31 protein-coding genes are annotated in these 22,892 nt (G+C 47.7%); 19 read left to right on the top strand and 12 right to left on the bottom strand.

Going from position 1 to position 22,892, the window contains the following annotated elements:
• The first annotated feature begins 13 nt into the window (after window positions 1-13).
• The 4 genes from HA494_08655 to HA494_08670 all read left to right on the top strand — a co-directional run bounded on the left by HA494_08655 (window position 14) and on the right by HA494_08670 (window position 3,087).
• The gene (locus HA494_08655) at window positions 14-817 is read left to right on the top strand and encodes a radical SAM protein (GenBank protein ID NHV97833.1); all 804 of its coding nucleotides are present in this window, start codon (window positions 14-16) and stop codon (window positions 815-817) included.
• Window positions 814-1,677 (top strand): hypothetical protein, encoded by an 864-nt coding sequence (locus HA494_08660; protein NHV97834.1) that lies wholly within the window; start codon window positions 814-816, stop codon window positions 1,675-1,677. The genes HA494_08655 and HA494_08660 overlap by 4 nt, the downstream gene beginning before the upstream one ends.
• Before the next feature lie 128 nt (window positions 1,678-1,805).
• Window positions 1,806-2,471, top strand: a complete 666-nt coding sequence (locus tag HA494_08665) for an NAD(P)H-hydrate epimerase (GenBank protein ID NHV97835.1) — start codon at window positions 1,806-1,808, stop codon at window positions 2,469-2,471.
• A 1-nt stretch (window position 2,472) separates the two neighbouring features.
• Complete coding sequence (locus HA494_08670; GenBank protein ID NHV97836.1) at window positions 2,473-3,087, top strand: MBL fold metallo-hydrolase; 615 nt, start codon at window positions 2,473-2,475, stop codon at window positions 3,085-3,087.
• Window positions 3,088-3,093: 6 nt separating this feature from the next.
• On the opposite strand, the gene HA494_08675 is transcribed toward HA494_08670, so the two are convergent.
• Window positions 3,094-3,675: a superoxide dismutase gene (locus HA494_08675; protein NHV97837.1), complete on the bottom strand. Its 582-nt coding sequence runs from the start codon at window positions 3,673-3,675 to the stop codon at window positions 3,094-3,096.
• Window positions 3,676-3,732: 57 nt separating this feature from the next.
• Here HA494_08675 and HA494_08680 point away from each other — a divergent pair, with 57 nt between their 5' ends.
• Window positions 3,733-4,116 (top strand): hypothetical protein, encoded by a 384-nt coding sequence (locus HA494_08680; GenBank protein ID NHV97838.1) that lies wholly within the window; start codon window positions 3,733-3,735, stop codon window positions 4,114-4,116.
• On the opposite strand, the gene HA494_08685 is transcribed toward HA494_08680, so the two are convergent.
• The 4 genes from HA494_08685 to HA494_08700 all read right to left on the bottom strand — a co-directional run bounded on the left by HA494_08685 (window position 4,113) and on the right by HA494_08700 (window position 6,185).
• Window positions 4,113-4,445: a cupin domain-containing protein gene (locus HA494_08685; GenBank protein ID NHV97839.1), complete on the bottom strand. Its 333-nt coding sequence runs from the start codon at window positions 4,443-4,445 to the stop codon at window positions 4,113-4,115. The two genes, HA494_08680 and HA494_08685, sit on opposite strands and share 4 nt — an antisense overlap.
• A 54-nt stretch (window positions 4,446-4,499) precedes the next feature.
• Complete coding sequence (locus HA494_08690) at window positions 4,500-4,721, bottom strand: hypothetical protein (protein ID NHV97840.1); 222 nt, start codon at window positions 4,719-4,721, stop codon at window positions 4,500-4,502.
• 146 nt (window positions 4,722-4,867) lie between these two features.
• Window positions 4,868-5,662 (bottom strand): S-methyl-5'-thioadenosine phosphorylase, encoded by a 795-nt coding sequence (locus tag HA494_08695; protein ID NHV97841.1) that lies wholly within the window; start codon window positions 5,660-5,662, stop codon window positions 4,868-4,870.
• A 10-nt stretch (window positions 5,663-5,672) separates the two neighbouring features.
• The gene (locus HA494_08700; protein ID NHV97842.1) at window positions 5,673-6,185 is read right to left on the bottom strand and encodes an adenine phosphoribosyltransferase; all 513 of its coding nucleotides are present in this window, start codon (window positions 6,183-6,185) and stop codon (window positions 5,673-5,675) included.
• A gap of 211 nt (window positions 6,186-6,396) precedes the next feature.
• Here HA494_08700 and HA494_08705 point away from each other — a divergent pair, with 211 nt between their 5' ends.
• Both HA494_08705 and HA494_08710 read left to right on the top strand, forming a co-directional pair.
• Entirely contained in the window at window positions 6,397-6,879 is a 483-nt protein-coding gene (locus HA494_08705) for a HEPN domain-containing protein (GenBank protein NHV97843.1), read from the top strand.
• A 71-nt stretch (window positions 6,880-6,950) separates the two neighbouring features.
• Window positions 6,951-7,268, top strand: coding sequence for a Rieske (2Fe-2S) protein (locus HA494_08710; GenBank protein ID NHV97844.1), 318 nt, complete (start codon window positions 6,951-6,953; stop codon window positions 7,266-7,268).
• Here HA494_08710 and HA494_08715 read toward each other — a convergent pair.
• Complete coding sequence (locus HA494_08715; protein NHV97845.1) at window positions 7,255-9,066, bottom strand: aldehyde ferredoxin oxidoreductase family protein; 1,812 nt, start codon at window positions 9,064-9,066, stop codon at window positions 7,255-7,257. The two genes, HA494_08710 and HA494_08715, sit on opposite strands and share 14 nt — an antisense overlap.
• Complete coding sequence (locus tag HA494_08720) at window positions 9,035-9,382, bottom strand: 4Fe-4S dicluster domain-containing protein (GenBank protein NHV97846.1); 348 nt, start codon at window positions 9,380-9,382, stop codon at window positions 9,035-9,037. The genes HA494_08715 and HA494_08720 overlap by 32 nt, the downstream gene beginning before the upstream one ends.
• A 104-nt stretch (window positions 9,383-9,486) precedes the next feature.
• Here HA494_08720 and HA494_08725 point away from each other — a divergent pair, with 104 nt between their 5' ends.
• Genes HA494_08725 through rpiA form a run of 6 tightly spaced genes read left to right on the top strand, consistent with a single transcriptional unit; the run spans window position 9,487 to window position 12,709 of the window.
• Window positions 9,487-10,224: a prolyl oligopeptidase family serine peptidase gene (locus HA494_08725; protein NHV97847.1), complete on the top strand. Its 738-nt coding sequence runs from the start codon at window positions 9,487-9,489 to the stop codon at window positions 10,222-10,224.
• 46 nt (window positions 10,225-10,270) lie between these two features.
• On the top strand, window positions 10,271-10,855 hold the full coding sequence (locus tag HA494_08730; protein NHV97848.1) for a hypothetical protein: 585 nt from the start codon (window positions 10,271-10,273) through the stop codon (window positions 10,853-10,855).
• A 55-nt stretch (window positions 10,856-10,910) separates the two neighbouring features.
• On the top strand, window positions 10,911-11,135 hold the full coding sequence (locus HA494_08735) for an RNA-binding protein (GenBank protein NHV97849.1): 225 nt from the start codon (window positions 10,911-10,913) through the stop codon (window positions 11,133-11,135).
• A 13-nt stretch (window positions 11,136-11,148) separates the two neighbouring features.
• Window positions 11,149-11,322 (top strand): 50S ribosomal protein L37e, encoded by a 174-nt coding sequence (locus HA494_08740; protein ID NHV97850.1) that lies wholly within the window; start codon window positions 11,149-11,151, stop codon window positions 11,320-11,322.
• A 44-nt stretch (window positions 11,323-11,366) separates the two neighbouring features.
• Window positions 11,367-12,023, top strand: a complete 657-nt coding sequence (locus HA494_08745) for a hypothetical protein (GenBank protein NHV97851.1) — start codon at window positions 11,367-11,369, stop codon at window positions 12,021-12,023.
• A gap of 5 nt (window positions 12,024-12,028) precedes the next feature.
• Window positions 12,029-12,709 (top strand): ribose-5-phosphate isomerase RpiA, encoded by a 681-nt coding sequence (rpiA, locus tag HA494_08750; GenBank protein NHV97852.1) that lies wholly within the window; start codon window positions 12,029-12,031, stop codon window positions 12,707-12,709.
• Here the strand turns inward: rpiA and fhcD are convergent.
• Window positions 12,701-13,603 (bottom strand): formylmethanofuran--tetrahydromethanopterin N-formyltransferase, encoded by a 903-nt coding sequence (gene fhcD, locus HA494_08755; GenBank protein ID NHV97853.1) that lies wholly within the window; start codon window positions 13,601-13,603, stop codon window positions 12,701-12,703. The two genes, rpiA and fhcD, sit on opposite strands and share 9 nt — an antisense overlap.
• 199 nt (window positions 13,604-13,802) lie before the next feature.
• On the opposite strand from fhcD, the gene carA reads away from it, so the two are divergent.
• Window positions 13,803-14,948 carry a glutamine-hydrolyzing carbamoyl-phosphate synthase small subunit gene (carA, locus tag HA494_08760; protein ID NHV97854.1) on the top strand — a complete coding sequence of 382 codons (1,146 nt, stop codon included), beginning with the start codon at window positions 13,803-13,805 and terminating at the stop codon, window positions 14,946-14,948.
• Window positions 14,938-18,183 (top strand): carbamoyl-phosphate synthase (glutamine-hydrolyzing) large subunit, encoded by a 3,246-nt coding sequence (carB, locus tag HA494_08765; protein NHV97855.1) that lies wholly within the window; start codon window positions 14,938-14,940, stop codon window positions 18,181-18,183. Before carA ends, carB begins: the two co-directional genes overlap by 11 nt.
• Here the strand turns inward: carB and HA494_08770 are convergent.
• Both HA494_08770 and HA494_08775 read right to left on the bottom strand, forming a co-directional pair.
• Window positions 18,173-18,928: a zinc-binding dehydrogenase gene (locus HA494_08770; protein NHV97856.1), complete on the bottom strand. Its 756-nt coding sequence runs from the start codon at window positions 18,926-18,928 to the stop codon at window positions 18,173-18,175. The genes carB and HA494_08770 overlap by 11 nt on opposite strands.
• Before the next feature lie 26 nt (window positions 18,929-18,954).
• Window positions 18,955-19,185 carry an alcohol dehydrogenase catalytic domain-containing protein gene (locus HA494_08775; protein NHV97857.1) on the bottom strand — a complete coding sequence of 77 codons (231 nt, stop codon included), beginning with the start codon at window positions 19,183-19,185 and terminating at the stop codon, window positions 18,955-18,957.
• Between the two features lie 55 nt (window positions 19,186-19,240).
• Here HA494_08775 and HA494_08780 point away from each other — a divergent pair, with 55 nt between their 5' ends.
• From HA494_08780 to HA494_08790, 3 genes are read left to right on the top strand one after another with little or no spacing between them, the layout of a single operon-like run.
• Window positions 19,241-19,789, top strand: coding sequence for a DUF367 family protein (locus HA494_08780; GenBank protein NHV97858.1), 549 nt, complete (start codon window positions 19,241-19,243; stop codon window positions 19,787-19,789).
• A complete protein-coding gene (locus HA494_08785; protein ID NHV97859.1) occupies window positions 19,789-20,061 on the top strand; it encodes a thioredoxin in 273 nt (90 codons plus the stop codon). Before HA494_08780 ends, HA494_08785 begins: the two co-directional genes overlap by 1 nt.
• On the top strand, window positions 20,054-20,530 hold the full coding sequence (locus tag HA494_08790) for a protein phosphatase (protein ID NHV97860.1): 477 nt from the start codon (window positions 20,054-20,056) through the stop codon (window positions 20,528-20,530). The genes HA494_08785 and HA494_08790 overlap by 8 nt, the downstream gene beginning before the upstream one ends.
• Here HA494_08790 and HA494_08795 read toward each other — a convergent pair.
• Together HA494_08795 and HA494_08800 are read right to left on the bottom strand one after the other, a co-directional pair.
• Window positions 20,527-20,793: an Lrp/AsnC family transcriptional regulator gene (locus HA494_08795; GenBank protein ID NHV97861.1), complete on the bottom strand. Its 267-nt coding sequence runs from the start codon at window positions 20,791-20,793 to the stop codon at window positions 20,527-20,529. The two genes, HA494_08790 and HA494_08795, sit on opposite strands and share 4 nt — an antisense overlap.
• Window positions 20,794-20,858: 65 nt before the next feature.
• Window positions 20,859-21,227, bottom strand: coding sequence for a prefoldin subunit beta (locus tag HA494_08800; GenBank protein NHV97862.1), 369 nt, complete (start codon window positions 21,225-21,227; stop codon window positions 20,859-20,861).
• A 162-nt stretch (window positions 21,228-21,389) separates the two neighbouring features.
• Between HA494_08800 and HA494_08805 the strand changes: the two genes are divergently transcribed.
• Window positions 21,390-22,892, top strand: a 1,503-nt coding sequence (locus HA494_08805; protein NHV97863.1) for a S8 family serine peptidase, incomplete at its 3' end; no start/stop codon positions are given.

A 22,892-nucleotide genomic window follows, 5' to 3' on the forward strand; every position in this document is an offset into this window, starting at 1 on the left:
AGGGAGCAGAGCCTTGACAATAGGCACCTGGAGCTGCAACTTCGCCTGCCCCTGGTGCCAAAACTACGACATCAGCAGAAAGTACCCTGCACCAACAGATGAGATAATAGAGCCGAAGAAGCTGGTGAAGCTGGCGTTAGCAGAGGGCTGCCAAGGCATCTCCTTCTCCTTCAACGAACCAACCCTACTCTTCGAGTACGCTCTTGACACTTTTCCCATCGCTAGGGCGAGCGGTCTGTACTGCAACTTTGTAAGCAACGGCTACATGACAGCAGAAGCTCTACGCCTCTTGGCTAAGGCTGGTATGGATGCGATAAAGTTTGATGTAAAGGGGTGTGAAGAGGTGGTTAAAAGGTTCTGCGGCGCCTACTCAGAGCCGGTATGGAGAAACATAAAGCTAGCTAAAGACCTTGGGCTGCACGTAGAAGTTGTTCTGCTTCTAATACCAGATGTTAACAGCAACGTAGATGAAGTTAGGCAGATCGCAAGAAGGGTTAGACAGGCTGCAGGCGAAGATACACCCCTACACGTAACAAGATTCTACCCTGCCTATAAACTTACGAATAAGCCTCCAACACCAATCACAGCGTTAGAGAGAGCAGCCCAAGCGGCAAGAGAAGAGGGGCTGAACTACGTCTATATCGGAAATGTGCCTGGGCATAGATATGAGAATACCTGGTGCCCGAAGTGTGGAGCCCTTCTCATAGAGCGCTACGGCTTTGCTGTGACACGCTACGAGCTAACCAAAGATAAGAAGTGCCCAAAATGCGGTGTAAGCATACCTATAGTTGGGCCTCCTCATAAGCATCTACTATGAAGCCTAAGATATTTCTTAAGGTTAAAGGCGCATCCAAAAGTGATGTAGAACACATACTGCAAGTGATCACAGAATGCTACACCAACCTACCACATAACCTTGATGCTGTCGAGGTTAACATCTTCCAAAGTAGTAGCGACACACTCTCCTTTCTCGCAGCGCAATCTAACGCAGCCGGTGTAAAATCTAGCGGCTTTGACGAAGAATTCTACGCATACCACCACGCTTGGCTAGGCTTACCAACTATAACAATAAGTGTGGAGAAGCTCAAAACCCTAACCCAAGAGTTGGCTGATGCGTGCATAAGGCATGAGGTTGCGCACTCTGTGCTTCACGGAGAGATCCGCGACTATGTTATACCAACCCCTATACCGTATCGTAGGTTGAAAGAGGCGTGTAAACTGAATGATGATTATCTGCTTGACTTAACCTACTTGACAGCAGTCGCGGTTAAGGACTATGAGGCTACCAAGCTACTCTATTTGCATAACTATAGGTTAAATCAGCTAAGATACGCTGAACATCTATTGGATGAAGGCTTAGAAACAACCCTATGGAAGATCGTAGAGCATCACCCTCAAGCGAAAGCCCTCTTCTTAACCAGCAGCCTAAAGATACCTTTCTGCGTAAAACCACTCCTTGATCAAGAGAATATTCGCCTGCAGAAGAAGCTCGAATCCTACCTACAACCTCTTAGAGACTATCGGCGCTTATTGATGGAGGTGGTGGATGAATCAGCAGCAAGATTCACGGGCGATACATACAGCAACATACAGACAGCAGCCGAAATACACTGCGAAAAGATCTTAAAAGAAATCCTAACACAACCCGTTGAGAGAAATTACGGCTCAAGTACTTAACCTTTATAAGATCAGCATCCAGAAATCAACTGGGATGAGGTGATCGCCGCTCCAGACTGAGATCAGAGGTCCCAGCCTCTGAACGTTGAAGAACTCGCGACGATCTGACCACCTGTGTGGTGGTGTTTGTGAAAAAGATCATAACGCCTGATGAAATGCGGGCGGTTGAGGAGAGGGCTGCTGCCCTAGGCGTCTCTAGGCTACTCATGATGGAAAACGCAGGCTGCGCTGTTGCCAAAGCTGTCTTACGTCTGAGAACCCGCCTTAAGGGGGGTGTTCTTGTTGTTGCTGGGCTTGGGAATAATGGTGGTGATGGGCTCGTTGCAGCACGCCACCTAGCTGGAGAAGATGTGAGCGTCAAGGTCATCCTACTAGGTAGAGGTGAAGACATCAAGGGCGAGGAGGCTGCTGTAAACTGGGGTATAGTTCGCAGAATGACCCGCTCCATAACAACGCTGACCGCTACCAGCAGAGAGGAGCTGCTAGCGCACAAGAACCTATTTGAAGAATGCGGCGTAATCGTCGATGCTATCTTCGGCACAGGAATAAAAGGCGAAGTCAGAGAGCCATTTGCTACAGCAATAGATCTAATTAACAGCTCAAAAGCATACAAGGTCTCTGTAGATATACCCTCAGGTCTAGACCCTTTAACAGGCGAGGTTCAGAGCAAAGCGGTCAAAGCAGATCTAACCATAACCTTCCACAAAGCTAAAGCTGGGTTACTAAAGAACAAGAAGATCGTAGGTAGGCTCATTGTAGCACCTATAGGAATTCCGCCTGAGGCTGAGCTGTAAGATGGGTGTGCTGCAGATACCTGTAGGCCCTATGCAGAACTTCACCTACCTAATCTGGGACGATGAAACCAAAGAAGCTGCCATCATAGATCCATCCTGGGATCTCGACAAAGTGCTTAAAGAGGCGGAAGCAAGGTCTCTCAAAATAAGATACATACTCAACACACATACACACCACGACCACTGCTTAGGTAACGAATATGTGAAGAAGAAGACTGGAGCCGAAACCATAGGTGGAAAGGGCGCTAAGGTCAAGATCGATAAAGTTGTTGGCGACGGTGAGCATATACCCCTAGGGCAAAGTCACATTGAAGTCATAAGCACACCAGGCCACTCGCCAGACAGCGTATGCTACCTCTTCCAAGGAAACCTCTTCACAGGCGACACACTGTTCGTAGGGGAATGCGGAAGAACCGATCTGCCCGGAGGCAGCGCAGAAGACCTATACGAAAGCCTATTCAACAAGATATTAAGGCTCGATGACAGCATAAAAGTTTACCCTGGGCACGACTACGGCTTCTCACCCCACTCAACCATCGGATACGAGCGCAAAAACAACTACACTCTCAAGCAGAGAACAAAAGAAGAGTTCGTCAGGTTTATGACGACCCCCTGACGAACTCTATTTGAGTCTTGAGGAGACTACGCTCCAGTCGATGTTTTTGAAGAAGGCTTCTATGTAGTCAGCGCGCTTTAGACCGTAGTCGAGCATAAAGGCGTGCTCGAAGACATCCATGACCAGTAGGAGTCTGCAGCCAGCAAGGTGTCCTATGTCGTGCTCGTTGATCCAAGAGTTGAATAGCTTGTTTGAAATAGGGTCTAGGTAGAGGACCACCCAGCCTATACCTCTCATTACACCTGTTGCTTTGAACCCCTTCTCCCACTCTGCGTAGCTGCCGAAATCTTCAGCTATCTTCTTTGCGAGGTCTGAGTTTGGGTCTAGCGGTTTTCCGCCATTCACCAGGTTGTCGAAGTAGTATTCGTGGAGTCTCATACCATTCCACTCCCAGCCGAATCTCCTCTTTAACTCAGCATATTCTGGCGTGTTTGCTTTGCCTTCTTTCAGCATAGCTTTGAGGGTCTCAGCCAGCTTGTTGGTGTTGTTCACGTAGCCTTGGTAGAGTGTGAAGTGGTTCTTTAGAAGCTGGTCGCTGAAACCGGGTGTGCCGAGTAGCCTACTATAATCTTTTGCTTGGTAGCTCATAGTTAATAAAAGGGTGTTAAGCAACTTAAATCCGTTACTGGAGCTGAGTGCTGAGGTATGGTTGCGAAGACGATCTACATGTCAAGAGATGTAGTGAGTGGTATGCTTGCCTACTTTAGATCTCTTCACCCAAGAGAGGGCATACTCCTAATGCGGGGTAAGGTTAAGAAGGATGCGATCTACGTTGAGCAGCTGATTCTACCACCCAAACCAACTTTGGCTGAAAACTTCTCGTCTTTCTCACCCTACGATCTACCGCTAGATCTCTCGATCTTAGGTATAGCGCACTCCCATCCAAGTGGTGTTCAGCAGCCATCCTTAGAGGATTTGAACAACTTCTACGGCAGATTTATGGTGATCGCCACCTATCCATACAGGTCTGAAGCAGATATCGGCGTATTCGATAGAGAAGGAAATAGGGTAGTCTTTAAGGTGATTTAGGCTGGAACGAGGCAAAGAAAGACCAGGTCGCCCTCACCTACGTTTCTGAACTGATGAACTTCGTTCGGAGGGATGAAAACCACCGAGCCTTGTTTAATAGGGATACTCTGCTGCTTATCTCCAACTTCACCCAACCCCTCAAGTACATAGACTTCATGCTCATAGTCGTGTGCGTGAAGAGGTGTGTAGCCTCCAGGCTTTATCCTAAATTTCCGCATTACGAAGGTAGGAGCTGGCGGGTGGTTTATCAGAATCTGTATGGTTGTGTCTTTGGCACCCTCTGTCTGCACCTTCTCAGCCTTAACCGTATCCGAATCTATAACTAGCATAGCACCAACCCTTACCGTTGCAGACGAAGATAGGCTTTACGCAGCCATTTGATGCTATTGCAACAGCCTACAGGGATTCTTCTTTCTACCCCGTCTATATTGCCATATGCCATAGAGTTTACCGCATCTTGTGCATAAAACGCCCCTATTAGAGTAAAACATGATCTCCCCACCACAGCTACAGACTCCAAAGACGCCTTTATCTGTCAGCACTATAGGTTCTTCTCTAAGTTTAAGATTCCGCGGAAAATCTTCCGCTTGATATGCGTTTGCCATCATCATGTGGTTATTTTTCGCCCTATTTAAATATAACTATGTTATATACTAACGAAAGTGGTAATAAAAAATAAAATACCAACCGTTGAGATATCTTTTTCGCAATTTAAACAAATAAAATAGTGCGAATCTCCTACCTTAATTGTCTAATATAGCGCTTCCTTTAGGGCATCTTTACAGAAGCACGTGCGCTCCTTTGGTATGGTGGGTATGATATCTAGCAGAAGCCGCTTAACCTTTCCGATATTCTTCTGGAGGGTTTCTACGACTTCAGCGCCAGAGACAGGTTTCTCAGCCCACACATCATAGTCGGTTACGGTTGCTACTGTAACGTAGCAGATTTCAGCCTCCCTAGCTAAGACGCACTCCGGAACAAGCGTCATACCTATGATATCTGCGCCCCAGGCTCTAAACATCTTCGACTCTGCTCTGGTTGAAAACCTTGGTCCCTCTATGCACACGTATGTTCCGCCGTCGTGCACCTTGAATCCGAGGCGGTTGGCTGACTCTACCGCTAATCTTCTTAACTCTGGGCAGAAGGGGTCTGCTGTTGAGATGTGGCATACTCTCTGCCCCTCGTAAAATGTGCTCGGTCTAGATTTTGTTCGATCTATGAATTGGTCTGGTATCACTATGTCCCCGGGCTCCATATGTTCCCTCAGGCTTCCTACTGCTGAGGGTGCGATGATACGCTTCACACCTAGGCTCTTTAGAGCCCAGATATTCGCTCTATAGTTTATTAGGTGTGGTGGAATTCTATGCCCCTTGCCGTGTCTAGGTATGAATGCTATCTTCCTCCCATTGTAGTTGCCTAAGGTCACGAGGTCTGAGGTTGGACCGTATGGGGTGTAGACTTTGACCTCCCTAACATCTTCAAGTATCTCTGGGTCGTAGACACCAGTCCCACCTATTATCCCTATCTCAGCTTCTTCCACACTCATATCCACACACCTAATATGTAACTAGTGAGGTTACTGTGTAGCCTTTAAGCTTCTCCCTACCCTTCAGATCCAGCAGCTCTATGACAAAGGCGAAACCAACAACCACCCCACCCAGCTTTTCGATGAGCTCTGCAGCGGCTTTCGCTGTCCCGCCTGTGGCGAGAAGATCATCGACTATAAGCACCCTATCGCCGGGCTTCACAGCATCCCTTTGAATCTCCATCGTAGCGCTACCATACTCAATCGTATAGCTCACCCTCAGGGTTTCTCCAGGCAGCTTACCCTCCTTTCTTATGGCTACGAAGCCCCTCTGCAGATTCTGCGCTAGTAGAGCGCCGAATATGAAGCCTCTCGACTCTATCCCAGCGATGAGATCTATCTTCTTACCCCTCCACTGCTTCGCAATCTCATCCACAGTGTATTTGAGGGCTTGCGGATCCTTGAGCAGAGGCATAATATCCCTAAATACCACACCGCTCTTCGGCCAATCTGGGAAGCTTCGAATAATGCTCTTCAGATCCATAGCAGAAGGAAAATATTCGCTTGCAGAAATATGTTACTGTCTTGATTGCGAATAAGAAGAAACAGCAAGCTGTGGCATAACTTCTGAACCAGTTGGGCAGCGAGGCAGAAATGAGCCTTCAAAGTAGTCTTTCTGCGGCGCCTATAGTAAACGCTTTAATAAATTTGAGCGCCTTATAGTCGTCGGTGGCGGATGGGTGGCTGTAATTAGCATGGCGTTCCCTGAAAAGGTGCTAGCGGAGCTTGAGAGGAGGGCTGAGTCTGAGGGTAAATCTTTAGAGGAGTTTATCAGTGATGCAGTCTTTAAACAGCTCGGCATAACTGATCCAGAATCTAAGGCTGAGCTTCACCTGAAGTTGTGTGAGAAGTATATGCGTGAAGCTGAGGAGCTGCTTGCGAGAAAGGACTATACACAAGCGTCTGAGAAGGCGTGGGGCGCAGCATCCCAAATGGTTAAGGCTTTGGCCGCCAAGGAAGGTAAGGAGCTGAGAAGCCACGCCAGCCTATGGGAGTATGTGGACGAGTTAGCCGAGAGGCTTAGAGATGCTGAGCTAAGGCACCTGTGGGGGAGGGCGAACAACCTCCACCAGAACTTCTATGAGAGCTGGATGCCTCCTAGAGAAGTAGAGTTTTCAGTAAAGGACATCAAAACCCTTTTGGAGAAGCTTAGAACGATCTATGGGGCAGAAGCCTGAAGCCGCAGCTTTTTGCTACATTTTAGGTTAAGACTTATTACACCCTTCTTCGGCTGGTTGTGTGAGCGTATATGGTGAGAGAGGGCTTCGTTAAAGCCTGTGAAGATGATAAGCTTTCAAACAATTCGCCGCTGGTTCTCCTTTTGAACGGCGTGGAAGTTTTACTAGTTAGGGTTGGTGAGAGAGTGTTTGCCACTTCAGCCAGATGTACACACAAAGATTGCTCTTTAGGTGAGGGTTGGTTGGCTAAGGGTTATCTGGTCTGCGGCTGCCACCTATCTAAGTTCGATCCTGAGAGCGGTAAGGTGGTAGAGGGGCCAGCTATAGCTCCTCTGAAGGTCTTCGAAACCTTGGTTGAAGATGGCTTTGTCTGGGTTAAGGTTGGTTAGTTGAGCGAGGTAATCTGGCGAAGTATTCTTTGACCGCATCTCTTATGAAAGCTTCATCTAACCTACCGAAGGGTGTAGGCGTCTCTAATATCCTCTTGGGTATGCGCAGCGCATCCGCCTTGAACCCTTCTCTCCGCTTGAACTCGTGCTTTAGAGCTAGAATCTCGTAGCCAATCTTCTTCATATCCTCTAAGCTCAGATCCCAGCCGACAACCTTTAGAGCTTTCTGCACCACTTCAGGCTTATAGATTTCCCTAGCGAAGAAGCAGACGACGAGGCTCGACAGAATCTGCCTCCACGCCTCCTCCTCGAACAGCGTGTTCGCAACCGATGTTGGTGTTGGCTCTCCTTTTGATGCTAAGATCTTCTGATCTAGGCTGTAGCCTGCGCTGTCTAAGTGGCTGTGCCTAGCGCCGGTCAAGTAACCTATGTGCGCCGCTGGTCCTGTGTGGTAACCGGGCATCTCGTTTCCGCCGAACGTTAGTGCATACTCTAAGCCCCCGTATTTTGTTGCTGCGTATTCGACACCGTGTGCCAAAGCTTTGTAGAATTCGTTCGGCTGCTCCACGATATATTCAACGGCTTTTATGTATGCGTTGTAATCACCCCATCTGAGGTTCACTATCGTGCCGTCTGGTCCGCTGCTTACCACACTTTTCTCAACAGCTTCTGTAGCCCACGCTAAAGCTACGCCACAGCTCATCGCATCTAAACCAGCGACCTCAACCTCATCTATCAGCTTCAGAAGCCCCTCTGGTGAAGTTATACCCAACATGCTCCCTAAAGCGTATATGGGCTCGTAGTCATAAGATATCATAGTTGTCTTGTAGAAGTAGGGCTCTTTCTCATAAGGCTCTCTTAGGGCTGCAAGATGTATGCAGCTCACAGGGCAGTGCCCGCAAGCAACCCGTCTACCCAAATAGTTTCTAGCCAAGTTTTCGCCTGAAATTTGCTCTGCACCATCTAGGCTCGCGCTTTTCAAGTTGTACGCTGGAAGGGCTTGCAGCTTGTTAAGGGGCATCACATTCATGGGTGTGCCGATATCGTGGTACTTCTTTAAGGCTGGTGCAGTGATCTCCGACTTAAAGATCTCTTGATACAGCTCCTTATAGGCTTTGATGTCCTTAACCTTTATGTTGTTTGTACCAGCTATAGCTAGCGCCTTGAGTTTCTTGCTTCCGAAGACCGCTCCCAGACCAAGTCTGCCGAAGTGTCTATAGGTTTCTGTTATTACGCAAGCGTACCTAACCATCCTCTCACCAGCCCGCCCTATTCTCATAATGGTCCTAAGCCCAGCCTTAGGCTCCCTCTCTCTTATCACTCTACCAACAGTATAGCTGCTTCGCATACCCCAAAGCACCCTAGCGTCTCTGAAACTTGCTTTGCCGTCGTAGATTGAGAGGTAGATCGGCGTATCACTCGCCCCCCTTATAACTAGGGCACCTAAACCAGCTGATCTGAGCGCTATGCCGCTTCTACCACCAGCGTGGCTTTCACCTAAGTTGCCTGTTAGAGGTGACTTGAACATAGCTACTGTTTTAGACGCCATCGGAAAGACGCAGTTCAAGGGCCCTACTGCGAATACTATCGGGTTTTCTGGGCTAAGTGGATCGACTCCTCGCCTACATTCCTCTAGAAGAAGTTTTATGGCTACGCCTGAGCCCCCAATGTACTTTTGGAAGAGATCGTTTCTCTCCTCAATCCAGTATCGGCGTCTGGTGAGATCGACATAGAGTACGTTCTTAATAGGGTCTCCTTCGACCAACTCAACCACCTTTAGAGAGTTCCAGCACACCATAGGGGCATGCTTGAACACAGAGCCCACAGTGCACGCATATCATAGGCTTATCTGATTCATCATCCCAGAGAACTGCATCGACAGTACAAGCATCCACGCAAAGCCTACAGCCAATGCATCTAGCGGCTTCGAGAAGCACACCGCCACCAGACCTGAGTTTCAACGCATCGGTAGGGCATACAGCGGCGCAAGGCGGATCTTCACAGGCCCTACATACTTGAACCACAAACCCCCGCTCTATACCGCCAGCAGAGCGTATGAGTATGGCTGTCTTACCTAAACCCGCTGAGCCGAATCTGCGTGAGCAAGCGAACATGCAGCATTGGCAACCCACACATAAGTTCACATCGACAACAGAAAGCCTTGCTCTAGCCAACTCTACAATTAAATACCAGAGAGCCCACTATTTAGAGTTAACCCTTGCTCATCGAACCCCTTGAACTAGTAGTTGATGGCTTCAAAGTCAGAGGCACCCTATGCCTACCTGAAAAAAGTAAGAGCGTGGTCTTTACGGTTCTCCACGGATTACCTTCAACACCAGAACCAGTAGAGCAGAAGGGCTACTTGGATCTAGCATCTCTTTTCACGGAGCAAGGCGTTGCGGCTGCGCTCCTAAACCTCAGAGGCACAGGCACCAGCGAAGGATACTTTAGCCTCTCAAACTGGGCTGAAGATACTGAAGCCTGTCTAAGATACTTATCTTCGAAACTAGAAGGTTATAAGCAGTTTTTAATTGGTTCAAGCGCTGGTGGTGTGGTAGCTATCTACGTAGCAGCAAATAACCCTAACATTAAAGGTGTGGTCTCTTGCAGCGCTCCCTACACTATCAACCCAAGTGTGGCGAGAATCCTCCTTAAAAGTGCCTTATCTAGTGGTGTAATAAGAGGGAATGGTGGGTCAGACTTTATAGAGCGAGTGATCTTAGAATCCTCAAATTATGTGCCTCAAAAGTGGGTAAGAGCCTTAGCGCCTAGACCCATCCTGATAGCGCACGGCAGATTAGATGAATTGGTGCCTGTTGAAGAGGCCTACAGGCTCTATAAAGCGGCTGGTGAGCCGAAGAAGCTTCTTCTGTTTGACGCTGGGCATAGGCTTAGAGCAAACCCGGCTGATATGAGAAAGATCATCTGCGAAGCCCTAGCCTTCTTTAACCCCTAAACAATAAATACCGAGTCTTTGATGCCGATGGATGTAGTGTGGCTCCTTGAAGCCTAAGGTCGTCGCTTTAGGTTTAATCCTCTTCCTAATTGGACTCTATACTGGTGTAATCAACCCCTCAGTAACCCTTGCCCTATCAAAGTCATTAGGTTTCACCTACACATCTTACAAAGAGGGCCCTCTCCTACCCTTAACGCTGCTCAGCATCAACGCTTATGGTAGAGCAAAGGTGGACATAGATCTACCTAGCAACCCAGATAGAGTCGCTATAGTCGTAAGCTTCGAAGCAGACGGACCGGTGAACTTCTACCTTATGGATGAAGATGGGCTAAGAGCTTGGGAGGGCGGAACTATAGCTAGAGGCGGGGTCTATGCCGCCGCCATCGCTCAACCCAAATATAACCAATCTCTCTCTAACCAGACTCTCCCGCTCCAAAACGCGGGCAGATACTACGCGGTCTTCGATAACACACAAGAAAGTAGGCGGAGCGTCGTCTTAACAGTCAGCGAAAAGGTGTTGACGTATCATGTGAATTCGCAGATGGAGGTTCTGCCGCAGATAACCCTTCTTATAGGTTTCATCATCTTGCTAATAGGGTTAAAGCTAGGTAGCAAAAAGAAATCAACCTAAAACATATATATGGTCAATAGGGTGCTTCTGCTACATAGAGAAAGGCGAGGGCAAAATGAGCGTAGATATGGCTATCAAAGTCTTGGACGAAAGCCTCGGCAAAACAGTCCTCATTAAACTGAAAGGAGGTCAAGTGATCCGAGGCACACTTCAAGGCTTTGACCAACATATGAATCTAGTTTTAGACTCTTCAGAATCCATCTTAGAGGATGGCAGAACCGAAAAGCTCGGAACCATAATAGTTAGAGGAGATAACGTGGTGATGGTCTCTCCGCCATAGCGAGTGAGATGCTATGACTAAAGGAACACCCTCGTTTGGAAAGCGTGGCAAGCATAAAACCCACATAGTGTGCAGAAGATGTGGTAGGCACTCCTACCACGTAAGGCACAAAGTGTGTGCACACTGCGGATATGGAGCAAGCCCGAAGATAAGAAAGTACGCTTGGCTTGGTCAGAAGATCAGATAGCGCTTGGAAAGTTTAACTAATACCGCCGAACAAATAAGGTGTGGTTGGACCTAATAGCCGCTGCGGTTGGAGGAGCAATAGTAGCTGCTGTAAGCGTATCCTACTACCTATACCGTACAAGATTTGCCCAAGGTAGGCAAGCTCAGCCTAGCGTAGTAAGCCCGATTAAATTGGATCTTAGAAGTAGAGGTGTGGTTGAGAAGCAGGTTACAGATGTAGAGATGGAGAGGGCTAAGCGCGAGCTTAAGACTCTCCTTCTTGAGAAGGAGCTTGTTACAGGAGCGATCACGAGGCTCTACGAAGCCGAAGCAGCTGGTAAAATAGGTAGGGAGGATCGTGAGAGGCTTTCAGCCAAGTATAGGGAGCAGCTTAGAGAGATAGAGGCGAAGCTAAGTGATTTGAATCTGATAATAGAAGTAGGAGAGCTTGAGAACCTTAGGCAAGAACTGCTCAACCTCTTTGAGAGAAAGATTGCGCAGATAGAGGATAGGTTGAAAGAAGCTAGAGCTCAGCTAGAAGCGTTAAGGGGAGTGCAGCAGCCTGCGACAGAAGAACTTAAACCAAAAGTAGCTGTTGAGGAGAAGAAGGTTGAGCGCAAAAAGAAACCACCTGAAAGCGAAGCAGAGTCAAAGATAAAGGAGATCAGGGAAGAAGTCTTGGATGCGCTTGCTAGACTTGAGCAGATAGATCTAGAAGGCTGAAGGGGTTGCAGGAAGAGCACATCTACAAGATGGCGAAGGTCGTGGCATCCATAGCCCCTAAGAGTGGTGTAATTGGCTTAGGTAGCGGCTCAACTGTCGCAGCCTTCATCGAAGCACTATCTAACACAGAGAGGGCGAGGGCTTTAACGATCATACCTTCATCTATGCAGATAGAAGCCAAAGCCTTAGAGCGTGGGTTAAGGATAGGCGACCCATCGCTCATCAAAGAGATAGAGTGGACCTTCGATGGCGCTGACCAAGTCGATAAGCGCCTTAACTTGATTAAAGGTGGAGGAGGTGCCTTGCTTAGAGAGCGTGTGCTCTTATCAGCAGCCAAAAAGTGTGTGATTATGGTTGATGAAAGTAAGGTTGTGGAGCGACTTAACAGAGCTGTGCCTATCGAGGTTCTACCCTTCGCAAGATGGTATGTAAAGGAGAGGCTGGAAGCGCTTGGAAGTAAGGCGGTTGTCAGAGCAGATAGAAAAGGCTACCCCTATATTACGGAAAACGGCAACATAATATTAGATGTAGATTTTGGCGAGATCACCGAACCAAAACTACTCCACTATAAAATAAAGGAGATAGCTGGGGTGATAGATACAGGTCTCTTCACCCTCCCCTCCCCAATTATCTACGTCGCTCGTAAAGACGGCTCAGTCTACCAGTTAAGTGAAGCTTCACTTTAGCGATTCTAACGCTTCCTTCAAGCTTATCTGGAATGGGCCAAGCTTACCGCCGAAGTTAACGGCAGAAATCTTCTTTACACCCTCTACTTCAGCAGCCGCTCTTACGCCAACCGCTGTAGCCTTCTTGACCACCTCGGTCGTTATGCCGTTAAACACGATCTCGTAGATGCTCTTAACACCATCCGGAACCTTGGAGTCTGGCACCACACCTTTAAGCACTGGGCAGAAGGGGTGGTTAGTGGATGCTGGGAGCTTATACTTCATTGACCCAACCTTCGAGCCTGATCTACATATCCCGCCTGGAAAGGTTAGCACTACACCTTCTATCTTCTCCATAGCCTTCACAGCCTGCATAGCCCCTTTTAGCGCTGAAGCTTGATCCTCCGCCATCACCAGGAAGTTTCCGCCAGCCACACACCTTCTTATGCCGAATTTATGCTCTATTATGAACTCGCCCTCCATAACTGGTATTCGCCAGATTGTCTTATCGCCCAACTTATCCTTCTTCTCATAGCCGTCTCCGAACATTCTGATAGATGCGCCTATCCGAAGCATCTTTCTCGGATGTGGCATTGCATCAAAGGCTGCTGTAGTAGGGCAGGTCAGAATACACTGCCCAATTCTGGAGATGAGCTGAGCTTTGAGCTCGTGTCCAGTCCTATGGTAGATCTGAATATATACTCCAGGGCGCCCATCAGGTGTCTTCTCAGGTGGAACAAGAGGTCCTTCAACACCCGCCTCAGCTGGAGACATAATTATGGATGAAGCGAAGCCAGTAGCGGTTCTCGCCGCTATTCGAGCCCACTCCTCGTTCGCCGCTGTGATAAGTATCCTACTTGCAAGCATTGGGAAGGCTTCAGCAAACGTATCCTCAATCTCAACCTTCTGTGCCATAAAGATCTACTAATACGCTACATAACACATTAAAAACCTTTTTCCCTAGATTGATGCAAAGCTACCCGAACGCTTCTACGGAGAATATGACATTAGGTGAAAGTCTTGCTAATCGGACTAATCCTCCAAATATGTTAGCGAGGGCGAACGCTAACCTTAAATAGCGTTGATAGAAAGTGGTGGAGGGTTCAAGTAGGTGTTGTCTGCGTCTGGTCGAGTATATAGCGCCGCTCTCCTTTTGGAAGACGGCACGCTTTTTCTTGGACGCGGTTTTGGATATCCTACACAGAAAGTAGGCGAAGTCGTCTTTACCACTGGTATGGTGGGTTATACTGAAAGCATAACCGACCCCTCGTATAGAGGGCAGATCCTGACCTTTACCTATCCTTTGATAGGTAATTACGGCGTCCCATCCTACAATGATGTTGATGAGCATAACATACCTCTAAACTTTGAATCGGATAGAGCGCAGGTTTCTGGGGTTGTGGTTAGCGAGGTCTGTAGAGCGCCTAGCCACTGGCGGTCTAAGAAGAGTCTTGACGAGTGGCTCTATGAAGAGGGTGTGCCAGGAATAGAGGGTGTAGATACACGGGAGTTGACCAAGCGGCTTAGGGTGCGCGGTGTTATGATGGGTGTAATAGCGGTCTCTGAAGACGAAATTGACATAGAGGGCATGAAGATGAGGTTAGCGAAGGCTGAGAGGTATGGTGAACAGGACTCCGTAAGCATGGTCAGCATTAAGGAGCATAAGATCTACGGGGAAGGTGAGGAGCGAGTTGTGCTGATAGACTGTGGCGTAAAATACGGCATAATAAGAGAGCTGCTGAAGAGAGGTCTAAAAGTTATTCGAGTCCCATACGACACACCGGCCTCTGAGATCCTTGAATACAACCCAAAAGGCATACTTGTAAGCAACGGGCCAGGAGACCCAAAGATCTGTGCGAAGACTATACGGACTGTAAGCTCACTGATAGATGAGGGCATACCGATGCTAGGCATTTGTCTCGGTGTGCAGATAATAACCCTCTCATTAGGAGGAGACACATACAAGCTGAAGTATGGGCATAGAGGGCAGAATAAGCCGTGCTTAGACCTTAAAACTGGGCGCAACTACATCACCAGCCAAAACCACGGCTACGCTGTAGACCCAAGATCACTAAAAGGGAGTGGATTGGAGGTTTGGATGATAAATGCGGATGATAAGACGGTAGAGGGGGTTTATCACGAATCTAAACCTCTTTTGGCTGTGCAATATCATCCAGAAGCTTCGCCAGGGCCCTACGATACCACCTTCATATTCGACTTGTTCGCTGAGAGGATGGAGGTGAGGAGCCGTGCCGCGTAACCCGGATATAAAGAAGGTTCTCATCTTAGGTAGCGGGGCCATTAAGATAGGTGAGGCGGGTGAATTCGACTACTCAGGTAGCCAGTGTCTTAAGGCGATAAGAGAGGAAGGTATAGAGACCGTCCTCGTAAACCCAAATATAGCTACCATCCAGACCGACAAGAGGCTGGCGGGTAAAGTCTATTTCTTACCCGTCAACGCTGATTTTGTAACTGAGGTTATCGAGGCTGAGCGTCCAGATGGTATCGTTCTATCTTTTGGTGGGCAGACCGCTTTAAACTGCGGTGTTGTTTTAGCGAAACGTGGTGTATTAGAAAAGTATGGTGTTAAGGTGCTCGGCACACCTATTTCAGGTATCGAAGCAACGGAGGATAGGGATCTCTTCCGCAAGACTATGTTGGATGCTGGCATACCAGTAGCGAGAAGCGTAGCTGTGTATTCGCTTGAGGAGGCTAAGAAGGTTGTTAAGGACTTTGGTTACCCTGTGATGGTGCGTGTAGCTTACACGCTCGGAGGTAGGGGTAGTGGTGTTGCGTTCAACGAGTTCGAGTTTGAAGAGATTGTAACAAGAGGTTTAACGAGCAGCCTTACTCACCAGGTGTTGATCGAGGAGTACATAGGCACTTGGAAGCAGATAGAGTATGAGGTTATGAGAGATGCCTACGGAAACAGCCTAACAGTATGTAATATGGAGAACATATTGGCGATGAGGGTACACACTGGTGATAACATCGTCATAGCGCCGTCACAGACCCTCAATAACCGCGAGTACCACCTTCTAAGAACTGCAGCCCTCAAAGCCACACAAGCCTGTGGGATAATAGGGGAGTGTAACATTCAGTTCGCTTTAGAGCCTAACTCAGAGAGATACGCTGCTATCGAAATAAACGCCAGACTGTCCCGCTCATCAGCATTAGCATCTAAGGCGACTGGCTATCCAATAGCCTATATTGCTGCCAAACTAATCTTAGGCTACTCTCTACCAGAGCTGATCAATAAGGTCACAGGCATCACTACAGCAGCCTTCGAACCCTCGCTCGACTACGTGACTGTCAAAATGCCACGCTGGGATCTAACGAAGTTCGATAAGGTTACTCGGCACATCGGCACACAGATGAAGTCTGTAGGTGAAGTTATGGCTATAGGTAGATGTTTTGAAGAAGCACTGCAGAAAGCTATCCGAATGTTAGATATCGGTCGAATCGGACTTGTAGCAGATCCAAGACGTGAACCCTTGACCGACCCAGATAAAATCGAATCGAGGCTTCAACGTATGACTGATGAGATAATCTTTGATGTAGCTGATGCTCTTAAAGCTGGTTTTACGGTTGAGCGGATAAGCAAGTTAACCAGCATAGATCCGTGGTTCATAGAAAAGATAGCCAATATAGTTGAGATGGAGCGGCTTCTGAGGGAGAATGCGAGGAAGGTAGCGAACGGCGGCGCCCCAGATTTGCTTCGTAAAGCCAAGCAGCTAGGCTTCTCAGATGCTCAGATAGCGGAATGCATTGGTATATCGGCGGCTGAGGTGAGGGATCTGCGGAGGAAGCTTTCGATTACACCAGTGGTTAAGCAGATTGACACCTTGGCTGCTGAGTGGCCTGCAAAGACCAACTACCTTTACCTCACCTATAACGGGGCTGCCGATGATATAGAGTTCAAGCCCGTGAAGAAGGTGATCGTCTTAGGCGCTGGCACATATAGGATAGGGAGCTCGGTTGAATTCGACTGGTCTACTATGAATATGGTTTGGGCGCTGAAAGAGAATGGGGTAGAAGAGGCGATTGTAATCAACTGCAACCCAGAAACGGTTTCGACAGACTACGATATGAGCGACAAGCTCTATTTTGAGGAACTAACGCTTGAAAGGGTGCTAGATATTTATGAGAATGAGAGACCATTCGGCGTCGTAGTCTCGGTAGGTGGGCAGACGCCTAACAATCTCGCTCCTCATCTAACAGCCTATGGTGTGAAGATATTGGGCACAGAGAGCGTGAACATAGATAGGGCTGAAGATAGGGCTAAATTCAGCGCACTTCTCGACGAGCTCCACATACCTCAACCAGAGTGGAGTGCTTTCACATCTCTAGAGGACGCTAAAGAGTTTGCTAAGAAAGTTTCATACCCTGTTTTAGTTAGGCCTTCATATGTTTTGAGTGGCGCCGCTATGAGAGTAGTCTGGACTCCGAAGCAGCTGGAGCAGTTCCTCCTTAGGGCTGCTAAGGTCAGCCCAGAGCACCCGGTTGTGATAAGCAAGTTCATTATGGATGCGCAGGAGTTTGAAATAGATGGTGTATGTGATGGTGAAACCGTGTATATCGGTGCTGTTATCGAGCACCTTGAGCAGGCTGGTGTGCACTCTGGAGACGCTATAATGTGTATCCCGCCTCAGCGCCTACCAGTTCACGTTCAGCAGAAGGCTGTAGAGTATGCTACCAGGATCGCCAGAAGCCTCAAAATAAAAGGTCCCTTTAACATACAGTTCCTCTACAAGGATGGAATAATATATGTTATAGAGTGCAACCTTAGGGCTTCCAGATCCATGCCCTTCGTTTCTAAAGCCACTGGCGTAAACTTGATTTCGCTAGCAGCGGCAGCGATGCTTAACGGTAAGATCCCAAACTTGCCTAGAGGAGACCACTCTATGACACAGGTCTGCGTGAAGGCGCCGCAATTCTCGTTTATGCAGCTCGAGGGTGCAGATCCGCAGCTAGGTGTAGAGATGCGTTCTACAGGTGAAGTTGCGTGCTTCGGCAGTACCTTCTACGAAGCTTTAATAAAGGCTCTGATAGCAGTTGGGTACAAGATCCCCAAGCCGAACGGAAACATTCTGATTACTGTAGGTGGTGTTCAGCTGAAGGATAGAATACTCAACCTAACTAGAGATCTTATTGACCTCAACTTCAATGTGTATGCCACTGAGCATACAGCGGAGTACTTAAGGAAAAGAGGTGGGCTGCAGGTTAGTGTCCTTAACAAGATCAGCGAGCCTGAGAGGAAACCCAATATCCTTGACTATCTTGTGGAAGGTAAGCTTGAGCTCATCATAAACATACCTTCAACCACCGTTCTGGAGAAGTTCGCGAGTATGCTTGAGGATGAATATCTGATTAGGCGCAAGGCTGTCGAGCTAGGTGTCCCGGTGTTGACTACATACGAGGCAGCCGAGGCCTTCGTTGAGGGCTTAAAGATGATGAGTAAACGGGAACTAAAGATACCTTACACTAGGGTTTAAGTAAGATCTTCCCAAAATGTCTATTCTCTTCCATCTTTAGGTGCGCTCTTCTTGCATCCTTAAGCGGGTAGATGGAATCTATTATCGGTCTCAACAGACCTTTATCAACGAAAGCCAACGCCTTAAAGAGATCTATCTTAGTTCCACCATATGTTCCTATAAGTGTAAGATGTTTGGTGTAGAATTCTCTTATATCTATCTCCCCGCTGTAACCACTTAGACCACCGAAGGTTATCATCCTACCACCTACTGCTAAGCACTCCAAGCTCCTCTTCCAAGTAGCTGAACCCACATAATCCAACACTACATCAACTCCTCTGCCTCCTGTAGCCTCTTTAACTAACGAAGGCACATCATCACTATAGTGGTTGAACACATAGTCGGCAAAGAGCTTAGCTTTTTCAGCTTTCTCTTTGCTTCCTACTGTTGTAAAGACCGTCGCCCCAACTATCTTGGCCAACCTAGTAGCAACAGTTCCAGCACCGCTTCCTCCAGCCCAAATAAGGATACTTTCGCCAGCTTTAAGTCCGCCTCTAGCAATTAAAGCGTGCCACACAGTTGTGTAGTCGACAGGTATGGCCGCATACTCTTCTAAAGGCATCTTAGGTTTAAGTGGTATAAGGTTAGTTACAGGAGCACTTACATATTCAGCATACCCTCCATCTGTATGGAAGCCTATCAGCTTTAGAGAGACACAGCGGTTTTCGTTGCCGGATAGGCAGTGTATGCATCTGCCACAGGTCACGTATGGGTGAATAAGAACAGGCGAGCCTATAGAGAGTCCTTCTGCTTTTCAACGTACCCTGCGATGTCGCATCCGAGTATATGGGGAAGAGGCGCTGTGGTCTTAACAACTCCTTTTCTAGTCAAAATGTCTAATCTGTTTAATGCGCAAGCCTCAACCCTAATTAATGCCTCACCCTCTTTAATCGTCGGTTCACGTCTCTCTTCATATATCAGCTTCTCAGGTCCACCGTGCTCATAGTACACTACAGCCTTCATCTACCACCCTCAAGTCTAGATCACTTATTAAACTGTAGGTAATAAGCTAGAGCGGTTGCCTATCAGAGTGTATGTATATGAGATGCATCAAGACGACCCCAAGAAATGTACCTCAGCAAAGATGTGCAGAATGCGCCTAGCAACCCCAATCTATAGACTGAGCTCTATTCATCCTAGGATGGTCGTACTCGACCCGACCTCAACTAACATATTTGCACCAAAAGAGGATGTGTCACACGGTATCGTTATCATAGACTGCTCTTGGCAAAAGGTTAACGAAGTCTTTCTGCACAAGATTAAAGGCAGAAGGGTTAGGTTGCCCCTTCTCATAGCCGCAAACCCAGTACACTACGGGCACATAGGTATACTCAGCTCACTAGAAGCAGCCGCAGCAGCTCTCTATTTAGTATCTGAAAGAGAGCAAGCTGAGAAGATGCTGAAGATCTACAAGTGGGGACCCAATTTCCTAGTGCTCAACAAAGATCTGCTTGACGCTTATTTAGAAGCCGGGTGTGAATATGGTATCTTAGAGGTTGAGAAGAAGATATTCAGAATCGCTGGAGAAAGGGTTAAAGCAGATCTGTTAGATGCCTCTAAGCGCTAATGGTTAAAGTCGAAATTCTTGTGTCACCTAAGTGCGCCTATTGCGATGCAGTTAAGAGGCGTGTCTATAAGGTTGTTGAGGAGCTAAAGGCGCAGAAGATAGATGTGAGCGTTAAGGAGACCGATGTCATAAGGCATCCTGAGATTATGTTAAAGTATGAGATCACATCCACACCAGCCATAGCAGTAAACGGTAAACTAGCATTTATCGGTGTACCAAAAGAAGAGGAAATCAAACACCATATCGAATCTCTGGTGAAGAAAAATGAATGATCTATCTGAAGAGCTATACTTCACCTGGCTCATACCAAATAAGCTAGCAGGCTGCAGGGGGCCGAGAAACATAGATGATCTAAAGTTTCTCAAAGCCGCTGGTGTAGACTGCCTCATACGTCTAGCTGACATCGACGAAACCTTAGTCTCAGCAGAAGATGTAGGAGAGGCTGGCTTAGAAGATTACCATGAACCTGTGCCAGACTACTGCCCCCCATCTCAAGCCCAGCTCGACCGTCTAATACTTTACATAGATAAGAAGATAAATGAAGGTAAACGCGTGGCAGTTTCTTGCAGGGCTGGTGTGGGGAGAACAGGTACAGTGCTAGCCTGCTACCTTGTATACAAAGGCTTAGATTACGAGTCTGCACTCGCCACAGTCAGAGGAAACCGCCCAGGCTCAGTCAAGACCCTGCAGCAAGAGAACGCAGTCAAACGGTATGCGCAGAGGCTTCTGAGTAGGCACTAACCTAGCTTCTCCTTAGTAGGATACTTGATAGAACTCACTGTAATTATGGCTGTTTCAGTCTTGACAATACCTCTCACACCCCTTATCTGCTTTACGACAATATTCCTAAGATCATCCATACTTCGAGCGTTCACTTTCGCTATGATATCATATTCCCCATAAACTACATTAACTTCTTCAACACCCTCTATCTTACTAAGCGCCTCAAAGACCTTTGCTTCAGCGCCAGCTACAACCTTAATTAACACATACGCGGTAGGCACGGTATTTGAATCGGGTTGGTTAAAGAAAATATCTTCGCTTCTGGAGACGTTTCTTCGACAATTGTCTAGGATGCTTGGGGCTGCCCTTTACCGCGGACTGCCTCATCTATCTTAATCTGAAGTTCCTTTATATTCTCCCTCAGCCTACTCTCTTGTTTACTCAAAACGAGTAGCCTAGTGTTAGCTAACTCCTTTCTCTCCTCAAGCTCCTTCAGCAGATCGTCACGCTTGACCCTTATCAACACACTACCCGCTGACTTATAAACTGGCTCGGCTTGATCAGCCTTTCTCAGCTCCTCTAAAGCCTTCTCGACCTCTGCGGCTTCGAGCTCAACCTGCTGCTTCTGAACAAGGATGGCTTGCAAGCTCTGCTGAAGTTGCTCAAAACGTGCAAGCTGCTCTCTAAGCCACGGTGGAATTTCTTGGCTAGACATCCTACACCTACTCCTTAAGCAACATATTAATTAACTCTTTGCTAGTCGAAGATATAGGTTTGATGAGTGGTATATGAAAATATGGTTAACCACTCTTTAATACGAATCGATTGAAGCAAATCTTTATCTACAGATTGTTAGGAGAATTAACCGCTTGGTTTGATGGTTAGAAATCTTCTCTGCGTTACCCTAGCCCTCCTACTCTTAACCTCGAACATCTGGCTTCAACCGATATCTGCAAAGATCTTCGAGGCCCCTCTACCAATCCTCCCCGATTATGAGGTAAACGATGCCCCTACACTTTCGAAGGTAGATGGCTCTAAAGATTATGTTAGAGTGTTGATACAGTTCAGTGGCTCTGATACACCACATTTACCCGACGGCTCTAGGATTTTAAGAAGATATTCCATTATCCCCTATCTTGCTGCTGAAGTCCCCATCAATAGGTTAAATGAAGTTAAGGGGTTGAGCGTCCAACCAGATAGGGTCTTCAGCCTTCAGATGCTTAAACAAGCAGAGAGTAAGCAGAGCTTTGAGGTTGGTGTCAACTACCCTCATATAGGAAGCTACCCCACTCTGCTAAACGAAACCGCCCATCTAATAAGAGCGGATGAGGCTTGGGCTGAAGGGTACAGGGGTAGGGGCGTGATAATCGCTATCATCGATACCGGTATAGACAAGAACCACCCCGATCTCGACGATTTGGATGATGATCCTCTTACAGACGACCCAAAGGTCTTGGCTGAAGTAGCTTTTCTGCCAAGCGGCTCTAATGATACCAGTGATGTTATTGGGCACGGAACATTTGTGGCTAGCGTCGCTGCTGGGACAGGTGCTTCTGGCGGTAGGGGCTTTAAAGCTACATTCGCATCAACCAAGGTTTTGAATGCAACGATTATCCCACATACCCAGAGGGGTGTTGCGCCTGAAGCCTACCTATACAATATCAAGGTCTTTAACGAAAGCGGTTTAGCGTATGAGTCTGATATTATTGCTGGTATAGAGTGGGCTGTAGAGCATGGCGCTGACGTCATAAACCTAAGCTTAGGTGGCACACCGAATTCACCACCGTCTGAAGACCCGCTCGCTCAAGCGATAGAAGCTGCTGTGAGAAGTAATGTTGTTGTAATTGTTGCTGCGGGTAACAGCGGACCAGGCTTATACTCTATATTAACCCCAGCAATAGCACCAAGCGCCATATCAGTGGGTGCGGTCTACGAAACAGAGGAGTTAACCTACTTTAGCAGTAGAGGACCAGCACCATTCGACCTAACCTGTAAACCTGATCTCCTAGCCTTCGGCGCAGCTGTAATAGGTGCTAACGCTTTCTACGCTAAGAGAGATGAGCCAGCATATGTTGAAATGTGGGGCACCTCCGCGTCTGCTCCTCAGGCTGCTGGAGCGGCTGCTCTACTCATTCAAGCGTTTCCAGGGATAAGTGCAGTTGGTGTTAAAGCTGCTTTGATTGAGGGCGCAAAGTCTCTATCACTAGACCCTATGTTCCAAGGCGCTGGGCTGCTGGATGTAAAAGGCGCCTTAGAGGCGGCCCAAAAAGCTAACTTAACACAACGTTCGTTCACCATTAAATCCGTTGTCAAAGACCCTACACCAAAGCTAGAGTTCGGCGACCCCCTCTTAGGCATCAAGGCTCTTCTAGTAGGGTCC

This window comes from Nitrososphaerota archaeon, from assembly GCA_011605775.1.
Classification (GTDB): Archaea; Thermoproteota; Nitrososphaeria; order Nitrososphaerales; family JAAOZN01; genus JAAOZN01.